At 62.5% G+C, this 25235-nt stretch carries 28 protein-coding genes; 9 read left to right on the forward strand and 19 right to left on the reverse strand.

Annotated elements, in window-relative coordinates; genetic code table 11:
* Positions 1-48: 48 nt before the first annotated feature.
* From IB267_RS10700 to IB267_RS10715, 4 genes are all read right to left on the reverse strand, one after another.
* Complete coding sequence (locus IB267_RS10700) at positions 49-450, reverse strand: YkvA family protein (RefSeq protein ID WP_192448297.1); 402 nt, start codon at positions 448-450, stop codon at positions 49-51.
* A 251-nt stretch (positions 451-701) separates the two neighbouring features.
* Positions 702-1832: a site-specific DNA-methyltransferase gene (locus tag IB267_RS10705; protein WP_043619897.1), complete on the reverse strand. Its 1131-nt coding sequence runs from the start codon at positions 1830-1832 to the stop codon at positions 702-704.
* 197 nt (positions 1833-2029) lie between these two features.
* Positions 2030-2380, reverse strand: a complete 351-nt coding sequence (locus tag IB267_RS10710; protein WP_192447567.1) for an antibiotic biosynthesis monooxygenase — start codon at positions 2378-2380, stop codon at positions 2030-2032.
* 3 nt (positions 2381-2383) lie between these two features.
* Complete coding sequence (locus tag IB267_RS10715) at positions 2384-2704, reverse strand: NIPSNAP family protein (protein ID WP_043619930.1); 321 nt, start codon at positions 2702-2704, stop codon at positions 2384-2386.
* Between the two features lie 94 nt (positions 2705-2798).
* On the opposite strand from IB267_RS10715, the gene IB267_RS10720 reads away from it, so the two are divergent.
* Positions 2799-3479, forward strand: a complete 681-nt coding sequence (locus IB267_RS10720) for a helix-turn-helix transcriptional regulator (RefSeq protein ID WP_192447568.1) — start codon at positions 2799-2801, stop codon at positions 3477-3479.
* Positions 3480-3494: 15 nt separating this feature from the next.
* Here the strand turns inward: IB267_RS10720 and IB267_RS10725 are convergent, their stop codons facing one another.
* On the reverse strand, positions 3495-4163 hold the full coding sequence (locus tag IB267_RS10725) for a GntR family transcriptional regulator (protein WP_192447569.1): 669 nt from the start codon (positions 4161-4163) through the stop codon (positions 3495-3497).
* 179 nt (positions 4164-4342) lie between these two features.
* On the opposite strand from IB267_RS10725, the gene IB267_RS10730 reads away from it, so the two are divergent.
* Both IB267_RS10730 and IB267_RS10735 read left to right on the forward strand, forming a co-directional pair.
* A complete protein-coding gene (locus IB267_RS10730; protein ID WP_192447570.1) occupies positions 4343-5038 on the forward strand; it encodes an HAD family hydrolase in 696 nt (231 codons plus the stop codon).
* A 228-nt stretch (positions 5039-5266) separates the two neighbouring features.
* On the forward strand, positions 5267-6373 hold the full coding sequence (locus IB267_RS10735) for an ABC transporter substrate-binding protein (RefSeq protein ID WP_043619889.1): 1107 nt from the start codon (positions 5267-5269) through the stop codon (positions 6371-6373).
* A gap of 68 nt (positions 6374-6441) precedes the next feature.
* On the opposite strand, the gene IB267_RS10740 is transcribed toward IB267_RS10735, so the two are convergent.
* Positions 6442-6993 carry a hypothetical protein gene (locus tag IB267_RS10740; RefSeq protein WP_043619928.1) on the reverse strand — a complete coding sequence of 184 codons (552 nt, stop codon included), beginning with the start codon at positions 6991-6993 and terminating at the stop codon, positions 6442-6444.
* 281 nt (positions 6994-7274) lie between these two features.
* Here IB267_RS10740 and thrC point away from each other — a divergent pair, with 281 nt between their 5' ends.
* From thrC to IB267_RS10760, 4 genes are all read left to right on the forward strand, one after another.
* The gene (gene thrC, locus IB267_RS10745; RefSeq protein WP_192447571.1) at positions 7275-8675 is read left to right on the forward strand and encodes a threonine synthase; all 1401 of its coding nucleotides are present in this window, start codon (positions 7275-7277) and stop codon (positions 8673-8675) included.
* Between the two features lie 16 nt (positions 8676-8691).
* Positions 8692-9993, forward strand: a complete 1302-nt coding sequence (locus IB267_RS10750; protein WP_192447572.1) for a pitrilysin family protein — start codon at positions 8692-8694, stop codon at positions 9991-9993.
* Positions 9994-10301: 308 nt separating this feature from the next.
* Positions 10302-10913 carry a GNAT family N-acetyltransferase gene (locus IB267_RS10755; RefSeq protein WP_192448298.1) on the forward strand — a complete coding sequence of 204 codons (612 nt, stop codon included), beginning with the start codon at positions 10302-10304 and terminating at the stop codon, positions 10911-10913.
* On the forward strand, positions 10913-13822 hold the full coding sequence (locus tag IB267_RS10760; RefSeq protein WP_192447573.1) for an EAL domain-containing protein: 2910 nt from the start codon (positions 10913-10915) through the stop codon (positions 13820-13822). Before IB267_RS10755 ends, IB267_RS10760 begins: the two co-directional genes overlap by 1 nt.
* A 116-nt stretch (positions 13823-13938) precedes the next feature.
* Here IB267_RS10760 and IB267_RS10765 read toward each other — a convergent pair whose 3' ends face one another.
* Positions 13939-14544, reverse strand: a complete 606-nt coding sequence (locus tag IB267_RS10765; protein WP_192448299.1) for a YqgE/AlgH family protein — start codon at positions 14542-14544, stop codon at positions 13939-13941.
* A gap of 196 nt (positions 14545-14740) precedes the next feature.
* Between IB267_RS10765 and IB267_RS10770 the strand changes: the two genes are divergently transcribed.
* Together IB267_RS10770 and IB267_RS10775 are read left to right on the forward strand one after the other, a co-directional pair.
* A complete protein-coding gene (locus IB267_RS10770; protein WP_371742526.1) occupies positions 14741-15556 on the forward strand; it encodes a protein-disulfide reductase DsbD domain-containing protein in 816 nt (271 codons plus the stop codon).
* Between the two features lie 73 nt (positions 15557-15629).
* The gene (locus IB267_RS10775; RefSeq protein ID WP_192447575.1) at positions 15630-16115 is read left to right on the forward strand and encodes a peroxiredoxin; all 486 of its coding nucleotides are present in this window, start codon (positions 15630-15632) and stop codon (positions 16113-16115) included.
* 45 nt (positions 16116-16160) lie between these two features.
* On the opposite strand, the gene rnhA is transcribed toward IB267_RS10775, so the two are convergent.
* The 12 genes from rnhA to ctaD form a co-directional block, all read right to left on the reverse strand.
* Positions 16161-16628: a ribonuclease HI gene (gene rnhA / locus IB267_RS10780; protein ID WP_043619877.1), complete on the reverse strand. Its 468-nt coding sequence runs from the start codon at positions 16626-16628 to the stop codon at positions 16161-16163.
* Positions 16625-17605 carry a homoserine kinase gene (locus IB267_RS10785; RefSeq protein ID WP_192447576.1) on the reverse strand — a complete coding sequence of 327 codons (981 nt, stop codon included), beginning with the start codon at positions 17603-17605 and terminating at the stop codon, positions 16625-16627. The genes rnhA and IB267_RS10785 overlap by 4 nt, the downstream gene beginning before the upstream one ends.
* A 40-nt stretch (positions 17606-17645) precedes the next feature.
* Positions 17646-18656: a 4-hydroxy-3-methylbut-2-enyl diphosphate reductase gene (ispH, locus tag IB267_RS10790; protein WP_192447577.1), complete on the reverse strand. Its 1011-nt coding sequence runs from the start codon at positions 18654-18656 to the stop codon at positions 17646-17648.
* 3 nt (positions 18657-18659) lie between these two features.
* Positions 18660-19025: a DUF1304 domain-containing protein gene (locus IB267_RS10795; protein ID WP_192447578.1), complete on the reverse strand. Its 366-nt coding sequence runs from the start codon at positions 19023-19025 to the stop codon at positions 18660-18662.
* A gap of 54 nt (positions 19026-19079) precedes the next feature.
* Complete coding sequence (locus IB267_RS10800) at positions 19080-19847, reverse strand: SURF1 family protein (protein WP_192447579.1); 768 nt, start codon at positions 19845-19847, stop codon at positions 19080-19082.
* Positions 19816-20199 carry a DUF983 domain-containing protein gene (locus tag IB267_RS10805; RefSeq protein ID WP_043619869.1) on the reverse strand — a complete coding sequence of 128 codons (384 nt, stop codon included), beginning with the start codon at positions 20197-20199 and terminating at the stop codon, positions 19816-19818. The genes IB267_RS10800 and IB267_RS10805 overlap by 32 nt, the downstream gene beginning before the upstream one ends.
* Entirely contained in the window at positions 20196-20684 is a 489-nt protein-coding gene (locus tag IB267_RS10810; RefSeq protein ID WP_192447580.1) for a murein L,D-transpeptidase family protein, read from the reverse strand. The genes IB267_RS10805 and IB267_RS10810 overlap by 4 nt, the downstream gene beginning before the upstream one ends.
* Before the next feature lie 101 nt (positions 20685-20785).
* Entirely contained in the window at positions 20786-21664 is an 879-nt protein-coding gene (locus IB267_RS10815) for a cytochrome c oxidase subunit 3 (protein ID WP_192447581.1), read from the reverse strand.
* Between the two features lie 64 nt (positions 21665-21728).
* The gene (locus IB267_RS10820) at positions 21729-22322 is read right to left on the reverse strand and encodes a cytochrome c oxidase assembly protein (RefSeq protein ID WP_192447582.1); all 594 of its coding nucleotides are present in this window, start codon (positions 22320-22322) and stop codon (positions 21729-21731) included.
* Positions 22323-22333: 11 nt separating this feature from the next.
* Positions 22334-22474, reverse strand: a complete 141-nt coding sequence (locus tag IB267_RS10825; protein WP_043619862.1) for a hypothetical protein — start codon at positions 22472-22474, stop codon at positions 22334-22336.
* Positions 22474-23430: a heme o synthase gene (locus tag IB267_RS10830; protein ID WP_192447583.1), complete on the reverse strand. Its 957-nt coding sequence runs from the start codon at positions 23428-23430 to the stop codon at positions 22474-22476. Before IB267_RS10830 ends, IB267_RS10825 begins: the two co-directional genes overlap by 1 nt.
* A 98-nt stretch (positions 23431-23528) precedes the next feature.
* Complete coding sequence (gene ctaD, locus IB267_RS10835) at positions 23529-25217, reverse strand: cytochrome c oxidase subunit I (RefSeq protein ID WP_043619858.1); 1689 nt, start codon at positions 25215-25217, stop codon at positions 23529-23531.
* Between the last annotated feature and the right edge of the window lie 18 nt (positions 25218-25235).

The following is a 25235-nucleotide window of genomic DNA, read 5'->3' on the forward strand; positions in this document are numbered from 1 at the left end:
ATCCGCCATTGAACGCGCCGCGGCGGCACGGGTCGCCGCGGCGCATTGTCAGAACCTGGCCGCGATGAGGTCCCATGCCAGCCAGGCCGCAACGACCGCGGCCACGAACCAGATGCTCAGGATTGCAACAAGACCACTTCGGCTGGACGGGCGTCCTTCCAGTGTCGTCGCCCGCTCTCGGAATTCTTCCATCAGCGCCGGCGGCAGCAGACGCACCGCCAGGAGGATGCCGAGCGGAACGAGGATCAGGTCATCGAGGTATCCGAATATCGGAATGAAGTCCGGGATCAGGTCGACCGGCGAGAGTGCGTAGGCCGCCACAGCGCCGGCAACGACTTTCGCCGAAAGCGGCGTTCGACGATCTCGCGCGGCGAACCAGAGCGCAACGACGTCCCGTTTGATTTGCCGCGCCCATTGCTTCACGCGCTGGAGACGATCGGGCAAGGCCATGCGGATGACACTCTTGTTCGGATGAAGGCCGGTCTGCCTGAACCCTATTGGCGGATGCGTAGATTGGCAATCGGCCTCAGGGCTGGCCGGTTGCTTCATACGCTCGGTCCTATGGCCCGGACATACACCGGACATACAAATGCCCGGAATCCTCACATCGAGGGTTCCGGGCATTTAAAGCTCTCCTTCCGGGACTGAAGGTACAAAAACCGGTCAGAGCGCTTTTCGAAGGATCCGGCGGAACTGGTTGATCAGTTCAGTTTTGCCAGATCATTTCGAATGACGGTTCTGAGTTCGTCGATGGGCTTCAGGGTGTTCCCCTCTTCGAAGTGCCAGAATGTCCATCCGTTGCATGCATCAAGCCCCTGGACCTTGGCGCCCAGGCGATGAATTGAGCCGGCTTCGCCGCCGGAAGCGACCGTGCCGTCGGCGCGGACGATCGCGCTGTAGCGGCGCTTGGCGTCCGTCAGAACCGTACCGGGCTTGATCAGCCCGCTTTCGATCAGCGTGTTGAAGGCGACGCGCGGCTCGGCCTTCTTGCCGGTCATGACCGACAGCATTGCCTTGCCGAGCGGCTCGACGGCGTCGATGCGCGCCGATGCCGCGTCGATGTAATCCTGCTCGCGCTCGATGCCGACGAAGTGGCGGCCGAGGCGCTTGGCGACGGCGCCGGTCGTGCCGGAACCGAAGAAGGGATCGAGAATCACGTCGCCAGGCTTGGTCGAGGCCATCATGATGCGGGCAAGCAGCGCTTCCGGCTTCTGGGTCGGATGCACCTTCTTGCCGTCGTCGTCCTTCAGGCGCTCGTGGCCCGAGCAGATCGGGAACAGCCAGTCGGAGCGCATCTGCACGTCGTCATTGGCCGCCTTCATCGCATCGTAGTTGAAGGTGTAGCCCTTGGCGCTGGCGTTCGGCGTCGCCCAGATGAGCGTTTCGTGGGCGTTCTGGAACCGGCGGCCCTTGAAATTCGGCATCGGGTTGGTCTTGCGCCAGATGATGTCGTTGAGGATCCAGAAGTGCAGGTCCTGGAGGATCGCGCCGACGCGGAAGATGTTGTGGTAGGAGCCGATCACCCAGAGGGTGCCGGTCGGCTTCAGCACGCGGCGGCAGGCGAGCAGCCAGGCGCGGGTGAAGGCGTCATAGGCCTCGAAGGAAGCGAACTGGTCCCACTCGTCGTCAACGGCATCGACCACCGACTGGTCGGGACGGGTCAGCATGCCGCCGAGCTGGAGGTTATAGGGCGGGTCGGCGAAAACGACGTCGACCGAATTGTCGGGAAGCGCATTGAGCGCGGCCACGCAGTCACCCTTGATGATGGTGTCTAGCCAGCCCTGCGGACGGGCGGAGCGGGAGACTTCGGCAAGCGAAACAACTGAAGACATGGACAACTCGCAAATACGCTTACTCGGAACGGATCATGGAGCGTATGGTTACCGAAGATGGTTACCAAAGCCTGAAGGCCGTTTCGAAAAAGTGCGTAGTCACGCTATGTTAGAGAGGTCTTCTGGAGTGAACAGGCAAGGCGGGAACGGGTGTTCACCCGCCTCCCGCCGCAGCGTATAGGCGTCTCGGACGCGTTTCACCTGTTGTCGTGAAAGGCGCGGCTGTCCGAGGGTGCCTCATGGCGCTCGTTCAGCCCGTAGTCGCGGATCACGGAGGCGATGCGCAGGCGGTAGTCGGCAAAGACGCCGTGGCGCCCGGCATCCTGGGCGGCCCGATGTTCGGCGCCGTTCCGCCACGCCTTCACCGCCTCCTCGTCGCGCCAGAAAGACAGGGAAAGCACCTTGTCGGGATTGGCGAGACTCTGGAACCGTTCGATCGAGATGAAACCATCGATGTCGTCGAGCAGCGGCCGCAGGTCGGCGGCAATGCCGAGATAGGCGTCACGCCGGCCCTCGGCCGGCAAGACTTCGAAGATGACGGCAATCATGGTTCACTTTCCTCCTGTTGGCATCGAGACGTTCTTCAGGAAAATCCGATCCTCCTTCAGGATAAACCGCTCGCGGCGGGAAAAGGCATAATTTTCCCGGCCGAGCGGATCGGCAGCAAGCCGGGCGCGATAGGCCTCATAGGCCGCGAGGTTCTCGATGTTGTAAACGCCGTAAGCCGTCGTCGCCGATCCCTCGTGCGGACCGAAATAGCCGATGAGATCGGCGCCGCAGCGCGGAATGACCTCGCCCCAATTGCGCGAATAGGTGGCGAACTCGTCCTTTTTGAAGGGATCGATTTCGTAGCGGATGAAACAGGTGATCATCATCATCTCCAGGTCCTTGGGGCCTTTCGCCCGGTCTTCGATGAGGTGACTATGCCCGCTTGTCTGTCGAGAATGCTTCGATTACGATCGAAGTATGAAGGAAGGTCCAGACATCGCTCTCATCGGTTCGCTGATCGGCGATCCCGCCCGCGCCAACATGCTGACGGCGCTGATGGGCGGCAGCGCGCTGACCGCAACCGAGCTTGCCACCCATGCCGGTATCACGCTGCAGACCGCCAGCTCCCATCTCGCCAAACTCGAGGCCGGCGGCCTGCTCAGCCAACGCAAGCAGGGGCGCCACCGTTATTTTCAGCTGGCAGAAGACGAAGTCGGGCTGATGCTCGAGAACCTGATGGGCTTTGCCGCCGGCCGCGGCATGACCCGCCACCGTCCCGGGCCGAAAGATCCGGCACTGCGTAAGGCGCGCGTCTGCTACAATCATCTGGCCGGCGACTATGGCGTGCGCATGTATGACAGCCTGATCGCCGAAAAGCAGATCGAAGTCACCGGCGACGACCTGGCGCTGACGCCCGACGGGCAAAGCCGGATCGAGGCGCTCGGCATCGACTATGCAGCGCTGAAAAAATCCCGCCGCCCGATCTGCCGCACCTGCCTCGATTGGAGCGAGCGCCGTTCGCACCTGGCCGGCTCGCTTGGCGAAGCGCTGCTGACGCTGTTCATCGACAAGGGCTGGGCCAAGCGCGAGGCGAACAGCCGCGTCATCCGCTTCACCGCCAATGGCGAGAAGGCTTTCTCCGAGCTGTTTCCGCAGTAGCTGCTGCCAGCCACTTTAGCCAACGATGGAAAAGGCCTCACGGGTTTCGCCCGCGGCGGTCCTGACCGGCGTCTTGCCGATCCAGCCCACATGCCGTTCGAGGATCTTTGCCGCCTCGTCGCCCCGGCCCTCGCGCAAGGCGGCCAGGATCGCGCGGTGATCGTGGTCGGTGCGCGCCTCCCAGCTCGTGCGCCAGGCGGAAAACAGGAAGCGGGCGCTCGCCGCATGCAGATCGTCGATCGCCGCAAGCAGCCGTGGCATGCCGCAAGGTTCGAGGATCAGCCGGTGGAAGGCGCGGTTTGCCGCCTCCCAGGAGCGCACGTCGCGTGATGTATCGGCAGCGACCGTGGCCATCTCGGCCCGATCGAGGATCGCCGGCGTCAAATGCGGGATGGCATGGCGAAGCGCCAGGACCTCCAGCACCGCGCGCATCTCGGCGACTTCCCTCACCTCCTTCAGGTCGAAGGAGGCGACGCGAACGCCGCGGCGCGGTTCGCTGACGGCCAGGCCCTGGGCCTCCAGCCGCCGAAAGGCTTCGCGGACGGGTACATGGCTCGCACCGAATTCCTCGGCGATATGATCCTGCCGCAAGCGCTCCCCCGGCATCAACATGCCGGAGATGATCCGCTCGGCCAGGGCCTTGCTGATGCGACTTGCGAGCGTATCGTCCTGCTGCTTTTCCATCGCCTACTGATAGAGCCGCGAAACAATGCTGTCGAGCAAGCGCACGGGCGGTTTCGATAATTTCCAATGGTTGAGCTTTGGCCTACCATCGTATAAAAGCTCTGCCGTACGAAAGCCCCGCGCCGCGCGAACATTCCTCCCCCGCCTGCGGCGCCTCTCCTCCCAGGGAACTGTTCCATATGACCGGTATCGATCTCATCATTTTTGATTGCGACGGCGTTCTCGTCGATTCCGAAATCATCGCGTCGGAAGTCGAAGCAGCACTGCTGACAGAAGCGGGTTACCCGATCAGCGTCGAGGAAATGGCGGAGCGTTTTGCAGGCATGACCTGGCACAACACGCTGCTGCAGATCGAGAAGGAAGCAAGCATTCCGCTTTCGGCCCAGCTCATCAGCAAGGTCGACACCATCCTCGACGAGCGTCTGGCCCGCGACCTCAACATCATCGACGGCGTCAAGCCGATGCTGGGGCAACTGACGCTGCCGCACTGCATCTGCTCCAACTCGACCTCGGCGCGGCTTGCCATGATGCTCGGCAAGGTCGGCATCAAGGACCATTTCGGCCGCCGTATCTATTCGGCGCGCGACCTCGGCGCCGACCGCGTCAAGCCGAAGCCGGACATCTTCCTGCACGGCGCCAAGCAGATGGGCGTCGGCCCGTCGCGGGTGCTGGTGATCGAGGATTCCGTCCACGGCATCCACGGTGCACGTGCCGCCGGCATGCGCGTCGTCGGCTTCACCGGCGGTTCGCACACCCATCCCTCGCATGCCGACCAGCTGACCGAAGCGGGTGCGGAAACGGTGATTTCGCGCATGACGGCGCTGCCGGGCGTGATCGCGGCCCTTTCCGCATGGTCGGAGTCGATGACGGCCTAATTGGCCGCAGGCGGTTGCGCACCGCCATGCCCCTTTCGCTCCGGCTTTCGGCCGGAGCGGGAAAGAAGCCTTCGGCCAACACGGCAGACGTCCAATTAGACGCCGAGGGACATGATGACACATTGCAGTGGCGTCACGTCCCCCAGAAAATCTTCCCGGTTTTCGAGGAGCCGCGCACGAGGGCCGTACCAAGCAAGCCCCAACGGGGTATTTTTAGGAGGAAACACAATGCGTCTTTCAATGTTGACCGGCCTGACCCTGGCAGCCAGCGTCGCCTTCGGCCCGCTCGCCTTCGCCGACATCACCATTGGCGTGATCACGCCGCTTACCGGCCCGGTCGCGGCCTATGGCGAGCAGGTGAAAAACGGCGCGGAAACGGCTGCAGACGAGATCAACAAGGCTGGCGGCATCAATGGCGAGAAGATCGTGCTGAAGATGCTCGACGACGCCGGCGACCCGAAGCAGGCCGTTTCGGTTGCCAACCAGGCTGCCGGTGAAGGCATCCGCTACGTCGTCGGTCCGGTTCTGTCCGGCACCTCGATGGCGGCTTCGGACATCCTTGCCGAAAACGGCATCCTGATGGTGACGCCGACGGCAACCACGCCTGACCTCACCACCCGCGGTCTCTGGAACGTGCTGCGCACCTGCGGCCGCGACGACCAGCAGGCCGAGGTTGCGGCCGCCTATGTGCTCAAGAACCTCAAGGACAAGAAGGTCGCCGTGCTGCACGACAAGGCGCCTTACGGCAAGGGCCTCGCTGACGGCTTCAAGAAGGCGATCAACGCTGGCGGCATCACCGAAGTCGTCTATGAAGGCCTGAACCCGGGCGACAAGGACTTCAGCGCCATCGTCACCCGCCTGAAGGCCGAAAACGTCGATGTCGTCTACTTCGGCGGCTACCATCCGGAAGGCGGCCTGCTGGCGCGCCAGATGCACGACCAGGGCGTGAAGGCGCAAATCTTCGGCGGCGACGGCCTGTCCAACACCGAGTTCTGGGCAATCGGCGGCGAAGCTGCGACCGGCACGGTCTACACCAATGCCAGCGACGCGACCAGCAACCCAGCCTCCGCTCCGGCTGTCGAAGCGCTGAAGGCGAAGAACATCCCGGCCGAAGCCTTCACGCTGAACGCCTATGCTGCCGTCCAGGTGCTGAAGGCCGGCATCGAGAAGGCGGGCTCCGCTGAGGACGCGACTGCGGTTGCAACCGCGATCAAGTCGGGCGACGCCATCGACACGGTTCTCGGCAAGCTGACCTACAGCGAAGCCGGCGACCTTACCTCGCAGGCTTTCTCGCTCTACAAGTGGGAAGGCGGCAAGAGCGTTCCGGCTGAATAAGTCGCACACAATGGAAATGAAAACGCCGGGGCAAGCCCCGGCGTTTTTTATGCGGCATGGGCCGCTGCTTATTTCTTCTTGCCCTTGGCCGGCGGGCCTTCGTCGAAGCCGACATAGACGGTGACGTTGGATCCGGCGCCGGCCGGCAGCGTCACGTTAGCCTTGGTGAAGACGAACTGGCCAGAGCCGGTCGAGGGGATCTCGACGGCATGCTGCGTCAGCTCGGAATAGAGCGTCTTGTCCTCATCGGTCGCCGCAACGCGGATCGGCATCGTGACCTTGCCGGGGCCGCCCGCGGGTCCGCTGACCACGCGTCCCTGAACCACCACAGTCATCGTCAGCGAGTTCTCGCTCTGGACGCACTGGCGCGTGGTGTCGGCAAGAGAGGCCTGGTAGACGACCTTGGTCGGGTCGTTCTTGGCACCCTTGGCGTAGCTGGTGAAGACCGACGTGCCGTCACGCAGGATGACCTGCGGGCACGCGGCCTGAACGACGGCCGGCGTCGGAGCAGCGGCACTGCCGCCTGCGTCGATCGCCCCACCGGATTGAGTCTGATTGCAGCCGGCTAGGACCGCGAGAAAAGATATTGCGAGAACAGGCCGGGATACTTTGCCAAACACGTTGAACAACCTCTGCTGGACCGGTTGAAACTCCTTGACCGAAATCTCGGCCGGAAGACCTTTCATGGCCTTCGGGCATCGTCTATAGCAGCGACAAACTGAAAAATCGATTGGGTCAGTCCGTCCCTTCCGAATTTTCCGAAGCTAGTTTTGCGACCGGAAATTGGGTCGGTGACAAGAATAGATGCAGACTTTGTCAAGGACTGACGCAATAAGACGAGCGTGTCGCGACGACGTTTCCCAAGGTCGCCGCAACCCTTGAGGTGGGACGAAGGACAAAGATGGTGAAGTATATCTCGACGCGCGGCGAAGCCGCTCCTCTCGGCTTCTGCGATGCGCTGCTTGCCGGTCTTGCGCGCGATGGCGGTCTCTATCTCCCCAAGGAATGGCCGACCTTTTCCAAGAAGGAAATCCGCGGCCTGCGCGGCAAATCCTACCAGGACATTGCCTTCACCGTGCTCGAGCCCTTCATCAATGGCGAGATCCCGGCGGCCAAGTTCCGCGAAATGATCGACGAGGCCTACGCCACCTTCCGCCATCCGGCGGTGGCGCCGCTGGTACAGACCGGACCGAACGCCTTCGTCATGGAACTCTTCCACGGCTCGACGCTCGCCTTCAAGGACGTGGCGATGCAACTGCTCGCGCGGCTGATGGACTATGTGCTTGCCGAACGCGGCGAGCGCGCCACCATTGTCGGCGCGACTTCGGGCGACACCGGTGGTGCAGCCATCGACGCCTTCGCCGGTCGTGAGCGTACCGACATCTTCATTCTCTTCCCGCACGGCAAGGTCTCGCCGGTACAGCAGCGGCAGATGACGACCTCGACCGCATCCAACGTTCATGCCATCGCCGTCAATGGCAACTTCGACGATTGCCAGAACCTCGTCAAAGCGATGTTCAACGACGCCGCCTTCCGCGATCGCGTCAAGCTTTCGGGTGTCAACTCGATCAACTGGGCGCGCATCATGGCCCAGATCGTCTATTACTTCACCACGGCGGTCGCGCTCGGCGGGCCGGACCGCAAGATCTCCTTCACGGTCCCGACCGGCAATTTCGGCGACATCTTCGCTGGCTACGTCGCCAAGCGTATGGGCCTGCCGATCGACAAGCTGATCATCGCCACCAACGAAAACGACATCCTCGCCCGCACGCTGAAGACCGGCCGCTACGAGATGCGCGACGTCAAGGCGACCACCGCACCGTCGATGGACATCCAGATTTCGTCGAACTTCGAACGGCTTCTGTTCGAGGCGAACGACCGCGACCCGGGCGAAATCCGCTCGGCGATGGACGGGCTGAAGCAGTCCGGCTCCTTCACCATCCGCGAGAAGGCGCTGAAGGCGATCCGCAAGGAGTTCCGCGCCGGTCGCGCCTCGGAGAAGGACGTCGCCAAGACGATTGCAAAGACGCTTGCCGACACGGGCTATCTGCTCGATCCGCACAGCGCCGTCGGCGTCTTCGTCGCCGCCAAACACGAGAAGGCGTCCGCTCCAATGGTGACCCTTGCGACCGCCCATCCGGCGAAATTCCCGGACGCGGTAAAATCGGCAAGTGGTATTGACCCGGCGCTTCCGACGTGGCTTGCTGACCTGATGAACAGGGAGGAGCGTTTCGATATCCTGGATCCGGACCTGAAAACCGTCGAGACCTTTATCGGCGAGCGGACCCGCCTCCGGGGGTAAGAACGAGAAGAAACGTATGATGAAAGTTGAGTGCACCCGGCTCCCTTCCGGGTTGACGGTGGTAACCGAGCAGATGCCGCATCTTGAAAGTGTGGCGCTCGGCGTGTGGATCAAGTCCGGTTCGCGCAATGAAACCCTCGGCGAACATGGCATTGCCCATCTGCTCGAGCACATGGCTTTCAAGGGCACCGCGCGGCGCACCGCCCGCCAGATTGCCGAAGAGATCGAAAACGTCGGTGGCGAGGTCAATGCTGCGACCTCCACCGAAACGACCTCCTATTATGCCCGGGTTCTCAAGGACCACGTGCCGCTTGCGGTCGACATTCTCGCCGACATTCTGACCGAGTCCAGCTTCGACGAGGAAGAACTGCGCCGTGAGAAGCACGTGATCCTGCAGGAGATCGGCGCTGCCGACGACACACCCGACGATGTCGTCTTCGACCGCTTCGCCGAGACCGCCTATCGCAACCAGACCGTCGGCCGGCCGATCCTCGGCACGCCGGAAACGGTCATGTCGTTCTCCGCCGACCAGATCCGGCACTATCTCGGCCGCAACTACACGACCGACCGCATGTTCGTGGTCGCCGCCGGCGCCGTCGAACACGAATCCTTTGTTCGCCAGGTCGAAGAACGCTTCTCGTCATTGCCGCGCACACCGATCGCAACGCCCGTGCTCGAAACTGCCCTCTACACCGGCGGCGAGAGCCGCGAAACCCGCGACCTGATGGACGCGCAGGTGCTGCTCGGCTTTGAAGGCAAGGCGTACCACGCCCGCGATTTCTACTGTTCGCAGATCCTCGCCAACATCCTCGGCGGCGGCATGTCCTCCCGCCTCTTCCAGGAAGTACGCGAGCATCGCGGCCTCTGTTATTCGGTCTATGCCTTCCATTGGGGCTTTTCCGACACCGGTATCTTCGGCGTGCATGCCGCAACAGGCGGCGAGAACTTGCCGGAACTGATGCCCGTCATCGTCGACGAGCTGCGCAAATCCTCGATGAACATCGAGCAGCAGGAAATCGAGCGCGCCCGCGCCCAGATCCGTGCACAGCTTCTGATGGGCCAGGAAAGCCCGGCGGCCCGCGCCGGCCAGATCGCCCGCCAGATGATGCTCTACGGTCGCCCGATCCCCAACGAGGAACTGATGGAGCGCCTCTCCGGCATTACCATCGAGCGCCTGACCGACCTTGCCGGCCGGCTGTTCTTCGACACGATACCGACGCTTTCGGCGATCGGCCCGCTCGATCAGCTTGCCCCGATGGGCGACATTCTGTCGTCGCTGACCGGCAAGGCCGCCGTTCCGCACGCCGTCGCAAGCTAAGCCGAAGGCTTAACGGCCGGGCTCCGCTTCATCAGAATGAATGAAGCGATCCCGGCCTCCCAAACAGTGAGCAATTTTGCACGGGAGGCGCTTTCAAGCGCCGCCCGTAAAACTGCGTTCAGCCAGCCGGCGCGCCGCGGATGACGACAGCGTGTGCGAATGGTGAAGTCTTTGCGCCTTTTCGCAAAATCGGATTCGATTTGCGCGCAAAGTTGTGCAACGTTTCGATTTGTGATGGCGCAAAGGCGTGCCGTCGGGCGGATGGTACAAGGTCCTCGCGCGTAAACGGAACGGCCTCGGAGGCAGCTATGACACGATCGGTTTTTCGGTTCCTGTCGCGGCAGCCGGAGACGATCGAAATCGCCGACCAGAATTACCTGCTCCGCCTCCCCCGCTATTCCGATTACCGCCAGTGGTATCAGCTCAGAAGCGACAGCCGCACCTTCCTGGAGCCGTGGGAACCGACCTGGCGCACCGACGAAATGACCGAGAGCGCCTTTCGCAGCCGGGTCATCCGCAACGAGCAGGAATATGCCTCCGGCCAGGCGGTGCCGCTTTTCCTTTTCCACAAGCCAGGCGAGATCCTGCTCGGCGGACTGACCATCGGCCACATTCGCCGCGGCGCCGGGCAAAACTGCATGATCGGCTACTGGATGGGCGCGCGCCACGCCGGCAAAGGCCACATGTTTGCGGCCCTCAAGCTCGCGATCCCCTACATCTTTTCGACCCTTGAGTTGCACCGTATTGAAGCAGCCTGTATTCCGGACAACTCAAGAAGCATCCGGCTCCTTGAAAAGGCCGGTTTTGAGCGTGAAGGCTATTTAAGACAGTACTTGAGAATCAACGGCCAGTGGCGAGACCATCTGCTCTTTTCTCTCCTGTCCGACGATGCCGTACCGAACAGGAATATGCCCCTTTGATGCCTCTAGCCCGCTCGCCCTTCGCCTGGTCAGCCTCCAAGCTGGCAGCGTTTCTGATAACGCTCACGACGATTTTCTGTGCGCTCGGCGGCGCGGCCCAGGCTTTGGAGCCGGTCAAGATTTCGCGTGAAGACACGGCGCTCGACCTGACGGCGACGACCGAAATCTACAGCGGCCGCAACGAAGCCTTTCAGGTTTCGACAGCACCCGGCACCGACGGCATCGTGCGACGAATCGAAGTGCGCTCCAACAGCGAAGGCCACCAGGGCGACTGGGCGGTGTTCGCGCTCGCCAACGTTTCGGCCGAACAGCTCGAGCGCGTGATCGTCGCGCCGCATTTCCGACTGGTGAATTCCAAGCTCTTCTGGCCGGACCTCGGCTCCAAGCGCATGCTCTCGATCACGCCGAGCGAAGGCTCCGCGCTCACCCGCGAACCGAGCGACGAGGCGGACGTTTTCCGCGTCTCGCTGGCGCCGGGCGTCATCATTACCTTCGTCGCCGAGCTTGCGACACCGGACCTGCCGCAAATCTACCTCTGGGAGCCGGACTCCTACAAGGACACGGTCAACGCCTTCACGCTCTATCGCGGCATCGTGCTCGGCATCGCCGGCCTGCTTGCGGTGTTCCTGACCATCCTCTTCGTCGTCAAGGGCACCTCGATGCTGCCGGCGACGGCGGCACTTGCCTGGGCCGTGCTTGCCTATATCTGCGTCGACTTCGGCTTCCTGTCGAAGCTCATCAGCGTGACGGCGGGGGACGAGCGAATATGGCGAGCGGGCACCGAGGTCTTCCTCGCGGCCGGCCTCGTGATCTTCCTGTTCACCTACCTCAATCTCAACCGCTGGCACCAGCATCTGGGCTATGCCACGCTCGCGTGGATCCTCGGCCTCGGCCTGCTCTTCGGCGTCGCCGTCTACGACCCGGCGATCGCGGCCGGCATCGCCCGTCTTTCCTTTGCGCTGACGGGCACCGTCGGCATCGTGCTGATCGCCTATCTCGGCTTCAACCGCTATGACCGGGCGATCCTGCTCGTTCCCGCCTGGCTGCTGATCCTCGTCTGGCTGTTCGGCGCCTGGCTGACGGTCACCGGTCAGCTCGCCAACGACATCGTGCAGCCGGCACTCGGCGGCGGTCTCGTGCTGATCGTGCTCCTGATCGGCTTCACCGTCATGCAGCATGCCGTTGCCGGCAGCGGCTACCAGCAGGGCCTGTTCTCCGATCTCGAGCGCCAGTCGCTGGCCCTCACCGGCTCCGGCGACACCGTCTGGGACTGGGACGTCGCGCGCGACCGTGTGGTGACCATGCCCGATATCTCGACCCAGCTCGGCCTGTCGCTCGGAAGCATGCACGGACCCTTGCGCAACTGGCTGCCGCGGCTGCATCCCGACGATCGCGACCGCTTCCGCGCCACGCTCGACGTGCTCCTCGAGCGCCGCCGCGGCAAGCTCAATCATGAATTCCGCGTGCGCGCCGAGGACGGCCACTATCACTGGCTCTCTATCCGCGCCCGCCCTGTGCTTGGCGCCAACGGCGAAATCATCCGCTGCGTCGGCACGATCATCGACATCACCGAACAGCGCAATTCCGTCGAACGGCTGCTGCACAACGCGCTTCTCGACAATCTGACCGGCCTTCCGAACCGTCAGGTCTTCCTCGACCGGCTGCAGGCGATGCTCTTGATGGCCGACGGCAGCAATTCCGTGCGCCCGACGGTGCTTGCGATCGACATCGACCGCTACAAGCAGGTCAACGATCTCTTGGGCATTGCCGCCGGCGACAACATCCTGATCGCACTGACGCGGCGCCTGCGCCGGCTGCTGCGCCCGCAGGACACGCTGGCCCGCCTCGGCGGCGACCAGTTTGGCCTGATCCTGATGTCCGAGCGCGATCCCGCCAAGGTTGCCGATTTCGCCGACGCGGTGAGCAAGGCAATCATGGTGCCGCTCAACTACGGCAACCGCGAAATCAACCTGACGGCATCCATTGGGCTCGTCTCGTGGCTCGACCAGGAACAGAGTGCGGCCGGGCTTCTCGATGATGCCGAGCTCGCCATGTTCCGGGCCAAGAAGGAAGGCGGCAACCGCGTCGAGCCGTTCCGCCCGGCCTTCCGCACCTCCGGTTCGGACCGCATGCAGCTCGAAGCCGATCTGAAGAAGGCAATCGAGCGCAAGGAACTTTCGCTCGTCTACCAGCCGATCGTGCGGCTGAACGATGCCGAGATCGCCGGCTTCGAGGCCCTCATGCGCTGGGATCACCCCAAGCGCGGCAACATCTCGCCGACCGAGTTCATCCCGATCGCCGAGAATTCCGACCTCATCAACCAGCTCGGCATGTTCGCCTTCGATCGGGCAACGAGCGACCTGACGGAATGGCAGTTGCAGACCGGCGAGCTGCCGATCTTCGTCTCGATCAACCTTTCGAGCGCGCAGTTGCTCAACAACGAGCTTTATGACGACGTTCGCGCCATCCTCACCAAGAACCGCTGCGATCCGGGCAAGGTGAAGATGGAGCTGACGGAATCGCTTGTGATGGAGAATCCGGAGCAGGCCCGCCTCGTCCTCGAAAAGTTGAAAGAGGCCGGTCTCAAGCTCGCGCTCGACGACTTCGGCACGGGCCACTCGTCGCTCTCCTACCTCACCCGCTTCCCCTTCGACACGATCAAGATCGATAAGGCGCTGGTGCGTGATCCGAGCGACAAGCGCGGCATCCTCTTGCGCTCCGTCATCACCATGGCGCGCGAGCTCGACATGCAAGTGGTGGCCGAGGGCATCGAATCCGAGGACGACGCGATCCAACTGTCGCAGATGGGCTGCGACTACGGACAGAGCTTCCTCTTCGGTCCGCCGATCGGCTCGGAATCGATCCAGCGACTGCTGAAGGAACGCTTTCCGCTGATGAAGCGGGCGTAATCGCCAAGGCGACGCTTCTCGGCGCGCAGGCCAACGTCTTCAGGCCCGTCAGTAACAATCCGGCGGGCTTTTCGTTTCTGCGTCAAGGATCTGGAAGAGAGCGGGCGCGCTGTCAATCAGGCGTGGCCGGCATCCATGGAGAGCATCGCGGCCGAAACACCCATCAGCGCCAGCGCCCGATCGTATTTGTCGTCGAGCGCCTTGTCGAAGATCAGCTCTTCGCGTGCCGGGCATGTGAGCCAGCCGTTCTGGGTGATTTCCGCTTCCAGCTGCCCCGGCCCCCACCCGGCGTAGCCGAGCATCATCGTCGCGCGCACGGGCCCCTGCCCACGCGATATGGCACGGACGATGTCGAGCGTCGCCGTAAGGCAGATATCGTCGCTGACGGGAATGCTGGAGTCGCTCAGATAATCGTCGGAATGCAACACGAAGCCGCGCCCGGTTTCGACCGGACCGCCCGCCTGGATCTGGAAATCCCGTGTTACCTGGGGAAGCCGGATCGCCTCATCCTCATCGAGAAGATCGAGGTGAAGCAGCACGTCCGGGAAGGTCAGCTGTTGCGGCCGGTTGAGAATGAAACCCATGGCGCCATCGTCCGAATGGGCGCAGATGAAGATGACCGTGCGGGCGAAATTGGCGTCAAACATCCCGGGCATGGCGATCAGGAACTGACCGTCAAGAAAGCCTCGCTCGCGTCTCTTTTGCGCCATCGGAGTAGCCATCATGCGAACAGCCTATCAATTCGCCGCGAAATGAAAAGCGCCTCAGCGTCGCGGCCCATAATTATTGCACGCACGGCGTTCACTTCGCCGTGTCCGATCAAGCAATTATGATCGTTGCTTCCGTCGCAGCGTCTGGAGCGCGTCTGGCAAAAGCGATATTGCTTGCCGTATGATCCAGTGCTTCACACACCAGAAAATGGCTCAGTTCATCGGCGCGGCAAGCCTGGCTGGCTGTTTTTTTCTCCCCTTCGGCGCCAACGCGGCCACCAGCGAGTGGGTCACCTCCCCCGGCGGCATGATCCGTCTGGTCGCCGCCCAGCCCAAAGGGGACGGCACGATCCCGGCGACGCTGGAGGTCAAGCTCAACCCTGGCTGGAAGACCTATTGGCGCGAGCCCGGTGCAAGCGGCATTCCCCCACAGGTGACGCTCGACCCGAAAGGCGGCGTGGAGCTGGAAAAAATCGGCTTCCCGGTGCCGAAGACGTTCGACGACGGCGTCGTGCGCTATATCGGCTATGACAAGCCGGTCGCCTTCCCGCTGACATTGAAGCGCCTCCACGGCAGCGGCGACGTAACCATTCGCGCCTCCGTTTTCCTCGGCATTTGTGAGGACATCTGCATCCCGGTGCAGGGCGAGCTCACGCTCGCCATCAAGCAAGGCGGCTTCGACAATCCGCTCGACGGCGCGCGGATCGACGATGCCGTGGCTGCACTGCCGGAGGCGCCGTCCACGGATTTCGCAGTCACCGCGAGCCGCTACGACGCCGACAAGGCGATGATGCATCTGTCGGTTCGCCTACCCGCCGACGACAAGGATCCGGAAGTCTTCCTTGCCGGGCCTTCGGGCATTTCGTTCGGCAAGCCCGAGATCCAGCCTGCCGGCGACCGGGCGTTGAACGCAGCTGTTCCGGTGAGGCTCACGGGCAAGGACAGGGAACTCAAAGGCAAGCCGATCGTTTTGACTGTGCGCGCCCAGGGCCGCAGCATGGAGACGACCCTTGCCTTTGATTAGGGCGCATCTATAGTCCGCCGAGTTCTCCGACGAGTGCGGAGAAGCGAGACGCAAGCAACGCAAGGAGAGTGCCGTGACCATTGCCGTCGGAGACAAGCTGCCAACCGCAACCTTCAAGGAAAAGACCGCCGACGGTCCCGTCGAGGTCACCACCGATCAGCTCTTTGCCGGCAAGCGCGTCGTGCTCTTCGCCGTCCCGGGCGCATTCACGCCCACCTGCTCGCTTAACCACCTGCCCGGCTATCTCGAAAACCGCGACGCGATCCTTGCTCGCGGCGTCGACGACATCGCCGTCGTCTCGGTCAACGACCTGCATGTGATGGGCGCCTGGGCAACCACCTCGGGCGGCATGGGCAAGATCCACTTCCTCTCGGACTGGAACGCCGCCTTCACCAAGGCGCTTGGCATGGACATCGACCTGTCGGCCGGCACGCTCGGTGTGCGCTCCAAGCGCTATTCGATGCTCGTCGAAGACGGCGTGGTAAAGTCGCTCAATCTTGAGGAAAGCCCCGGCCAGGCGACCGTTTCCGGCGCTGCCGCGATGCTCGAGCAGCTCTGAGCACAGAAGCAAGTGCACATGGAAACGGGCCTTACGGCCCGTTTTTCATTTCACCAGAAGCGAGCCCAAGCCACGCTTCTTCTTGTAGGGTTCCATGCCTTTGCGCGCGAGCTCGTCGGCGCGCTCGTTCTCCGGATGGCCGGCATGGCCCTTGACCCAGTGCCAGGTCACCTTGTGCCGCCGGTTGGCTTCGTCCAGCCGCTGCCAGAGTTCGCCGTTCTTCACCGGCTTCTTGTCCGCAGTCTTCCAGCCGTTCTTCTTCCAGCCGTGGATCCACTTGGAGATGCCGTCCATCACATATTTGCTGTCGGTGTAGAGATCGACCTCGCAGGCGCTCTTCAGCGCGTCGAGCGCCGATATCGCCGCCAGCAGCTCCATGCGGTTGTTGGTGGTTTCAGCCTCACCGCCGGACAGCTCCTTTTCCACCTCGCCATAGCGCAGCACAGCGCCCCAGCCGCCCGGTCCAGGATTGCCCGAACAGGCACCGTCGGTAAAGATATCGATATGTTTCATGCCTGGCCTCCGTCGCGGCGCAGGCCATATTCGGCACTGGACGCAATCGCGCGGTGGAAGCGTATCTTCGTCAGATATTCGAGCGGATCCTTCTTGACCACGAGCGCGCCCGCAGGCGTCATCAGCCAGTCGTAGAGGCGCGTCAGGAAGAAGCGCAGCGCCGAGCCGCGACACAGCAGCGGCAGGGCGTCAACCTCGGCCGGCGTCAGTTTGCGCACGCTCTCATAGCCCGAAAGCATCGCCATGCCCTTGGTGATGTTATAGGAGCCGTTCTTCTCGAAGCACCAGGAATTGAGGCAGACGGCGACGTCATAGGCGAGATAGTCGTTGCAGGCGAAGTAGAAGTCGATGAGCCCGGACAGCTGGTCGCCGAGGAAGAAGACGTTGTCCGGGAAGAGATCGGCGTGGATGACGCCTTCCGGCAGCGATTTCGGCCAATGGCGCTCCAGATGTTCGAGCTCGGCCGAGATCTCGTCCTTGAGCCCTGCCTGCACCTCGTCGGCGCGCGCTTCGGAATTGACCCAGAGCGGCCGCCAGCCGCCGACGGAGAGCGCATTGGTGCGCTTCAGCGCAAAACCCTCGCCGGCGACGTGCATGGCCGCCAGCGCCTTGCCCACTTCGTGGCAGTGCCTGGCTTCGGGCTTTCTCAGCCACATGCCTTCAAGGAAGGAGATGACGGCGGCAGGGCGACCGGAAAGCTCGCCGAGCAGCTCGCCGTCGGAACGCGGTAGCGGCAGCGGGCAGGACAGACCGCGCTCGGCCAGATGATGCATCAGGCCCAGGAAGAACGGCAGGTCGCCGGCATTCACGCGCTTTTCGTAGAGCGTGAGGATGTAGGAGCCCTTGGTCGTGTGCAGCAGGAAATTGGAGTTCTCGACGCCCTCGGCGATCCCCTTGTAGGAGGTCAGCTGGCCGACGTCATAGGCGGTGAGAAAACGGGCGAGATCGTCTTCCGTGATATCGGTGTAAACGGCCAAGGGTGTCCACTCTCAAGAAAATGCGGGCAGGAAATGCGGCTTATTCGCCGTTGACGAAGGCCATGTCGGCAGCCGTCAGCGGCACGTGGCGGATCTCGCGGTTGACGAGGAAGTTCTCGTTTTCCTCGACCGTATCGGCGAGTTCCACCGAAGCGTCATAGCGTTCGCGAAACGCCTCGATGATCTCGTTGACGATCACTTCCGGCGCAGACGCACCGGCCGACAGGCCTACCGTAGAGATGTCGCCGATTTCGTACCAGTCGATTTCCGACGCCCGCTGGACCAGCACGGATTTTTTCGCGCCGGCTCTCAGCGCCACTTCGACGAGGCGCTTGGAATTGGACGAGTTGGGCGCGCCGACGACGAGGAACAGGTCGCAGCCGGGGGCTGCCTGCTTCACCGCTTCCTGGCGGTTGGTGGTGGCGTAGCAGATCGAATCAGCGGCGGGCGCCGTGAGGTTCGGAAAACGCTCGTGCAGCCGCTTGATGACGCCGGCGGTGTCGTCGACCGATAGCGTCGTCTGAGTGACGAAGCCGAGGTTGTCCGGGTCCGGCGGCTGGTAGACGTCGGCATCCTCGACGGTCTCGACCAGCGATACGGTGCCTTCCGGCAATTGGCCCATGGTGCCGATCACTTCCGGATGGCCGGCATGACCGATCAGGACGACGTGGCGGCCGAGACGATTGTGGCGCATCGCCTGCTTGTGGACCTTGGAGACCAGTGGACAGGTGGCGTCGAGATAGAACAGGTTGCGGGCATCCGCGTCGGCGGGCACCGACTTCGGCACGCCATGCGCCGAAAAGACGACCGGCTGCTTGCGGTGTTCCGGCGGGATCTCGTCGAGCTCTTCAACGAAAATCGCACCCTTGGCTTCGAGGCCTTCGACGACGTAGCGATTGTGGACGATCTCATGGCGGACATAGACCGGCGCGCCGAATTCCTTCAGCGCCAGGACGACGATCTGAATCGCCCGGTCTACGCCGGCGCAGAAGCCGCGCGGGCCGCAAAGGCGGATGGTGATCGGGGATTTTTCTGCCGCTGATGATGCCATGGATCAGGATGCCATTAGAAGGAAAACGAGCGCTGCGATCGCCGGGCCGCCCTGGATGAGGAGGATACGCAGCTTGACCGACCACGCGCCATATATAGCGGCAACGACCACGCACACAAGAAAGAACACCTTCAGCTGGATGGCAAAGGCGGCTTCAGCCTGGATCAACGACCAGAACAGGCCGGCGGCAAGAAAGCCGTTGTAGAGCCCCTGGTTGGCCGCGAGCACCCGTGTCGTCTCGGCCTGCTCGGCCGTCATACGGAACAAGGCCCTTCCCTTCGGCCCGGTCCAAAGGAACATTTCCAGCACCAGAAAACCAATATGCAGCAAGCCGGTCAAAGCAATCAGTGTGTTCGCGATGATCGTCATCGTGGCCCCCGCTGCCGTTCGTCCCACACGGTTAGCATGACGGTAAACCCGCGGCTATCGCCCGCGCCGCATTGCATAGAGGCCGCTGACCAGCACCAGTGCCGCTGCCAGCCCGTACCAGGTGAGCGCATATTGCAGGTGGTTGTTGGGCAGGTCGAACTGGGTGACACCGCCAATCGGCAGACCGCCCGGATTGGGCGTCGCATCTGCATCGACGAACAGCGGCACGACCTTGTCGGCGGGAAGGCCGACCGAAGACGCCATCGTGTCGAGGTCCTTCCAGTAGAAGATGTTCTTGGCGAGGTCGTTGTCCGGAACGAGCGACGATGGCTTGCCGTCAAGCTTCGGCCTTGCAAGACCATGAATGCCGACGAAGGCGGGAAGCTCGCCGGCAAGCCGGGTCGAGGAATCCTTCTGCTCGAAAGGCACGAAACCGCGATTGACGAAGAGAAAGCGGCCGTCGTCCAACCGTAGCGGCGTGAAGACGTAATAGCCGGTGCGGCCATTGAACGTCGCGAAGAAGTGCCGCTCCTTGGTATGATCGAACCCGCCAGTCACCGTGACGGTGCGGTAGTCGATGTCGCCGCCATCGGCGAGGATCTTCTCGATCTCGGCAAGTGTCGCCGGTGGTGCGGACCTGCGCTCGGCCATGGCCGAAAGCAGGCCTTCCTTCCAGTGCAGCCGCTGCATCTGCCAGGTGCCGAGCGAGACGAGAATGGCAAATGTCGCGACGAGCAGCAGCAACGTGCCGATGCGACCAATCAGGCCGCCCTTTTTCCTGGTCGCGATCTCAGCCACGGTCGATCTCGCCCGGACGCGCATTGTTGCGGAATTGCAAGTTGATCAGGATGCCCTTGAGCATCCGCGTCAGGCCGAGGCTGAAGATCACCGCAAGCGGGATCCACAGGATGAAGTGTAGCCAGAGCGGTGGGTTGAAGTTGACCTCAGCCCAAAGCGCCGCGCCGACGACAATGAAGCCGACGATCAGGATCACGAACACGACAGGGCCATCGCCGGCATCGGCGAACTTGTAGTCGAGATCACAGCTCGCGCAGGACGGCTTGACCTTCAGAAACCCGTCGAAAAGCTTGCCCTGGCCGCAGCGCGGGCAAAGCCCCTTGATCCCGGTCATCACCGGGTCAACCGGCGGGAAATGTGCCTTGTCTTCACTCACGGCTTGATCTCGATTGGCGTGTTGTTGGGCACCATGGCCCAGATTTCTTCCATTTCAGCATTGGTAACGGCAATGCAGCCATTCGTCCAATCGAAGCGCTGCGTCAAAAAGGCCAGCCAGCCGAAATAATTGGGCTGGCCATGGATCATGATCATGCCGCCGGGATCGACGCCGCTTGCGGCGGCGGCAGAGACATCGGCCGGCGCCGGATAGGAGACGTGGATGGACTTGTAGTAGCCGCTGCCGGGATTGCGCCAGTCGAGCGAATAGAGCCCTTCCGGCGTCTTCTGGTCGCCCTCCTGGCGCTTGTGGCCAATGGGGTTGCCGCCGAGCGCAACCGTGTATTCACGGATCACCTGGTCCCCTTGGAAGAGCTGCAACAGCCGCCGTTCCTTGTGCACGACCACTCTGTCTGCGCTATCGGCGGCCACGGCGGGCAAACAGCCGGATACCACAAGCGCCGCCGCCACCAAGCCCAACCTCATATCCGTCACCCCTCGAGCCGTCCTGTGGGCACACCACCAAAAGAACAAGGCGGCTGCATGACTGCAACCGCCTTGTCGAAACGAGCGTAGGCTCTATTCGCTTACATGTGGGCGACAGGCGCGCCCCAACCACCCCAGATGTAGATGGAGAAGAAGAGGAACAGCCAAACGACGTCAACGAAGTGCCAGTACCAGGCGGCCGCCTCGAAACCGAAGTGCTGCTTCGGGGTGAAATCGCCACGCAGCGCACGGATCAGGCAGACGAGCAGGAAGATCGTGCCGACCAGGACGTGGAAGCCGTGGAAGCCGGTCGCCATGAAGAAGGTCGCGCCGTAGATCGAGTCCTTGAAGGCGAACGGAGCGTGAGCGTATTCGTAAGCCTGGACGTAGGAGAACAGTACGCCGAGCGCGACCGTCAGCGCCAGACCGTTGACCAGGCCCTTGCGGTCGTTGTGCAGCAGCGCGTGGTGCGCCCAAGTGACCGTCGTGCCGGAAAGAAGCAGGATCACGGTGTTGTAGAGCGGCAGGTGCCAGGGATCGAGAACCTCGATGCCCTTCGGCGGCCAGACGCCACCGGTAAAGGCGGTGCGGGTTGCCTGGATGGCTTCGCCCGGGAACAGGCTGGCGTCGAAATAGGCCCAGAACCAGGCGACGAAGAACATCACTTCCGAAGCGATGAACATGATCATGCCGTAGCGCAGGTGCAAGGCAACGACGCGGGTGTGGTGACCCTCATGCGCTTCCTTCACCGTGTCCGACCACCAGCCGTACATGGTGTAGAGAACGATGATGAGGCCGGCGAGCAGGATCCAGACGTTCGCGAACTCGAGGCCGAAGATCTTCAGCGAGCTGCCCGACAGGTAGCGCATGTAGCAGATGCCGCCGAACGCCATGACGAAGGCGCCGACCGAGGCAAGCAGCGGCCAGGGGCTTGGGTCAATGATGTGGTAGTCGTGATTCTTCTGATGCGCACCGGCCATGTCAGTAATCCCCGAAATGTCTCTCTCTCGTCGCCCTTCCGGCATAGCCGAAAAGGACCTCCAGTCAAAGTTTGTTCTCTTCCGTCTTCACCTGCGCGACCGGCTTTGACGGTTCGCGCGGATAGAAGGTGTAGGAAAGCGTCAACGTCTTGATGTCCTTGGTCTCCACCGCCTTGACCATGTCCGGATCGACGAAGAATACCACCGGCATCTCCATCTCCTCTCCCGGCTGCAAGGTCGTCTCGGTGAAGCAGAAGCACTGTACCTTGTTGAAGTAGGCGCCCGCCTGCATCGGCGTGACGTTGAAGGTCGCCTGACCCGTCGTCGGCTTCGACGACAGGTTCTTCGCCTTGTACATCACCTGCACCGTTTCACCGATGCGGATGTCGATATCGCGCTGGACCGGCTTGAACTCCCAGGGCAGGCCGCCCGAGGTGTTCGCGTCGAAGGTGACCTTCACCTTCTCTTCCAGGATGACGTCGGACGCCTGCTCGACGCGCTGCGTGGTACCGTTGTAGCCGGTGACGCGGCAGAACATGTCGTAAAGCGGCACGGCCGCATAGGCCATGCCGACCATGCCGCCAACGAAGGCCAGGCAAGTGCCGACGACGACGCGGTTGGAGCGCTGCGAGCTTGTGGTCTGCGGTGAATTCGTCATGCCATCCCGCCTCAGTTGACCATGCCGTTGCCGAACTTGATCAGCGTGACGATGTAGAACAGGACGACGAGCCCGAAGAGGACGAAGCCGAGCGCGATGTTGCGGCCGCGGCGCGATTTCTTCTGGGCATCAGTGAGCTTGACGGTTTCCATCAGGCAATACTCCCGGCATTCAGCCAGATATTGACGATCAGGTGATCCGCCATCAGGGCGGAGAAGATCACGAAAAGATACATGATCGAGAAGGCAAAGAGTTTCTTGGCCGGCAGCATGCGCTCATCAGTTTCCGGCATGCGCAGCACGCCGATCGAGTACCACACGAAGCCGAGGCCGAGGGCTGCTGCGACTGCGCCGTAACCGATGCTCGCAAAACCGAGCAAGGTGGGACAGATGCCGATCAGCGCGGTCAGCACGGCGTAGATGACGATCTGCTTCTTGGTGGTCGCCTGGCCGCAGACATTCGGCATCATCGGCACACCGACGGCGCCGTAGTCGCCCATCTTGAAGAGGGCGAGCGCCCAGAAGTGCGCCGGGGTCCACAGGAAGGTGATGAGGAAGAGAACGATGCTTTCGACCGACACGGCGCCGGTCACGCAGGCCCAGCCGATCATCGGCGGGAATGCGCCGGCAGCACCGCCGATGACGATGTTCTGCGGCGTCGAACGCTTCAGCCACATCGTGTAAATGACCACGTAGAAGAAGATGGTGAAAGCGAGCAACCCGGCTGCGAGCCAATTGACGGCGAGCCCGAGGATGATCACGGAAAAGGCAGACAGCGTCAGACCGAACGCCAGCGCTTCCTGCGGCAGGATCTTGCCGGCCGGGATCGGGCGCTTGGCGGTACGGGTCATGACCGCGTCGATGTCGGCGTCATACCACATGTTCAGCGCGCCGGACGCGCCAGCGCCGACGGCGATGCACAGGATGGCGATGAAACCGATGAAAGGATTGATGTGTCCTGGTGCCAGCACCAGCCCGGCGAACGCCGTGAAGACGACCAGGGACATGACACGCGGCTTCAGAAGCTCGAAGTAATCGCGCGCAGAGGCTTCGGACAGGCGCGGTACGCCTTCCATGCCGACTGCTTCGTGATTGTCGATGACCGTCATGTCTTGTCCCTGCAAAAGTCCCGACCGCAAGGGCCGTGTGTCGCCGGTTTCCCGGCGGGGTGAAGCCGCCGGAACCGGCGGCTTCTGTTCGTTGCCCGTCACTTGATGCGCGGGAGCTGTTCCCACTGGTGGAACGGCGGCGGCGAAGACAGCTGCCATTCCAGAGTGTTCGCACCCTCGCCCCACGGATTGTCGCCAGCGACGCGCTTCTTAGCGAAGGCTTCGAAGACGCCGAAGAGGAAGATCAGGACGCCGACGGCTGCGACGTAGGAGCCGTAGGACGAAACCATGTTCCAGCCGGCATAGGCATCCGGATAGTCGATGTAACGGCGCGGCATGCCTGCGAGTCCGAGGAAGTGCTGCGGGAAGAAGATCAGGTTCACGCCGATGAACATGACCCAGAAGTGCAGCTTACCGACGAACTCGGAGTACATGTAGCCGGTCATCTTCGGGAACCAGTAGTACCAGGCCGCGAAGATTGCGAAGACGGCGCCGAGCGACAGAACGTAGTGGAAGTGAGCAACCACATAGTAGGTGTCGTGCAGCGAGCGGTCGAGGCCGGCGTTGGCGAGCTGAACGCCCGTGACGCCACCGACGGTGAACAGGAAGATGAAGCCGATCGCCCAGACCATCGGGGTCGTGAAGCGGATCGAACCACCCCACATCGTCGCGATCCACGAGAAGATCTTAACACCGGTCGGAACAGCGATGACCATCGTCGCGAAGACGAAGTAGCGCTGCGTGTCGAGCGACATGCCGACGGTGTACATGTGGTGTGCCCACACGATGAAGCCGACGGCGCCGATCGCGACCATGGCGTAGGCCATGCCGAGGTAGCCGAAGATCGGCTTGCGCGAGAAGGTGGAAACGATGTGGCTGACAATGCCGAAGCCCGGCAGGATCAGGATGTACACTTCCGGGTGACCGAAGAACCAGAACAGGTGCTGGAACAGGATCGGGTCGCCGCCGCCTTCAGGCGCGAAGAAGGCCGTGCCGAAGTTGCGGTCGGTGAGCAGCATGGTGATGCCGCCTGCCAGAACCGGCAGCGAGAGCAGAAGCAGGAACGCGGTGATCAGAACCGACCAGGCAAAGAGCGGCATCTTGTGCAGCGTCATGCCCGGAGCGCGCATGTTCAGGATCGTGGTGATGAAGTTGATCGCACCGAGGATCGAGGACGCGCCGGCAATGTGCAGACCGAGGATGACGAAGTCCATCGCCGGTCCTGGCATGCCCGATGTCGAGAATGGCGGATAGATCGTCCACCCTCCCCCTGCGCCATAGGCACCGGCCGGACCTTCGACGAACATCGAAAGCAGCACGAGCAGGAAGGCCGGAATGATCAGCCAGAAGGAGATGTTGTTCATGCGCGGGAACGCCATGTCCGGCGCACCGATCATGATCGGAACCATCCAGTTGGCGAAGCCGCCGATCAGCGCCGGCATGACCATGAAGAAAATCATGATGAGCGCGTGCGCGGTCGTGAACACGTTGAACATGTGCTTGCCGCCGTCGATGGCAGCATCGCCCTCGAAGCCGTAAACCATCTGCGCCAGACCGTGGAAGATCTGGATGCCCGGCTCCTGGAGCTCGGCACGCATGAAGATGGACAGCGTGCCGCCGATGATGCCCGCGAAGATCGCGAAGATCAGGTAGAGCGTGCCGATGTCCTTGTGGTTGGTCGACAGGAACCAGCGCTGGAAGAAGCTCAAAGGCTTGTGCGCATGGTCTGCGTGGCCATGATCGGAGTGATCATGGCGTTGGTCTTGATGAACGGCTGTTCCAGCCATGGGTCGAGCTCCCCTTCC

The organism is Ensifer sp. ENS09 (genome assembly GCF_014852425.1).
In the GTDB taxonomy this organism is placed as follows: Bacteria; Pseudomonadota; Alphaproteobacteria; order Rhizobiales; family Rhizobiaceae; genus Ensifer.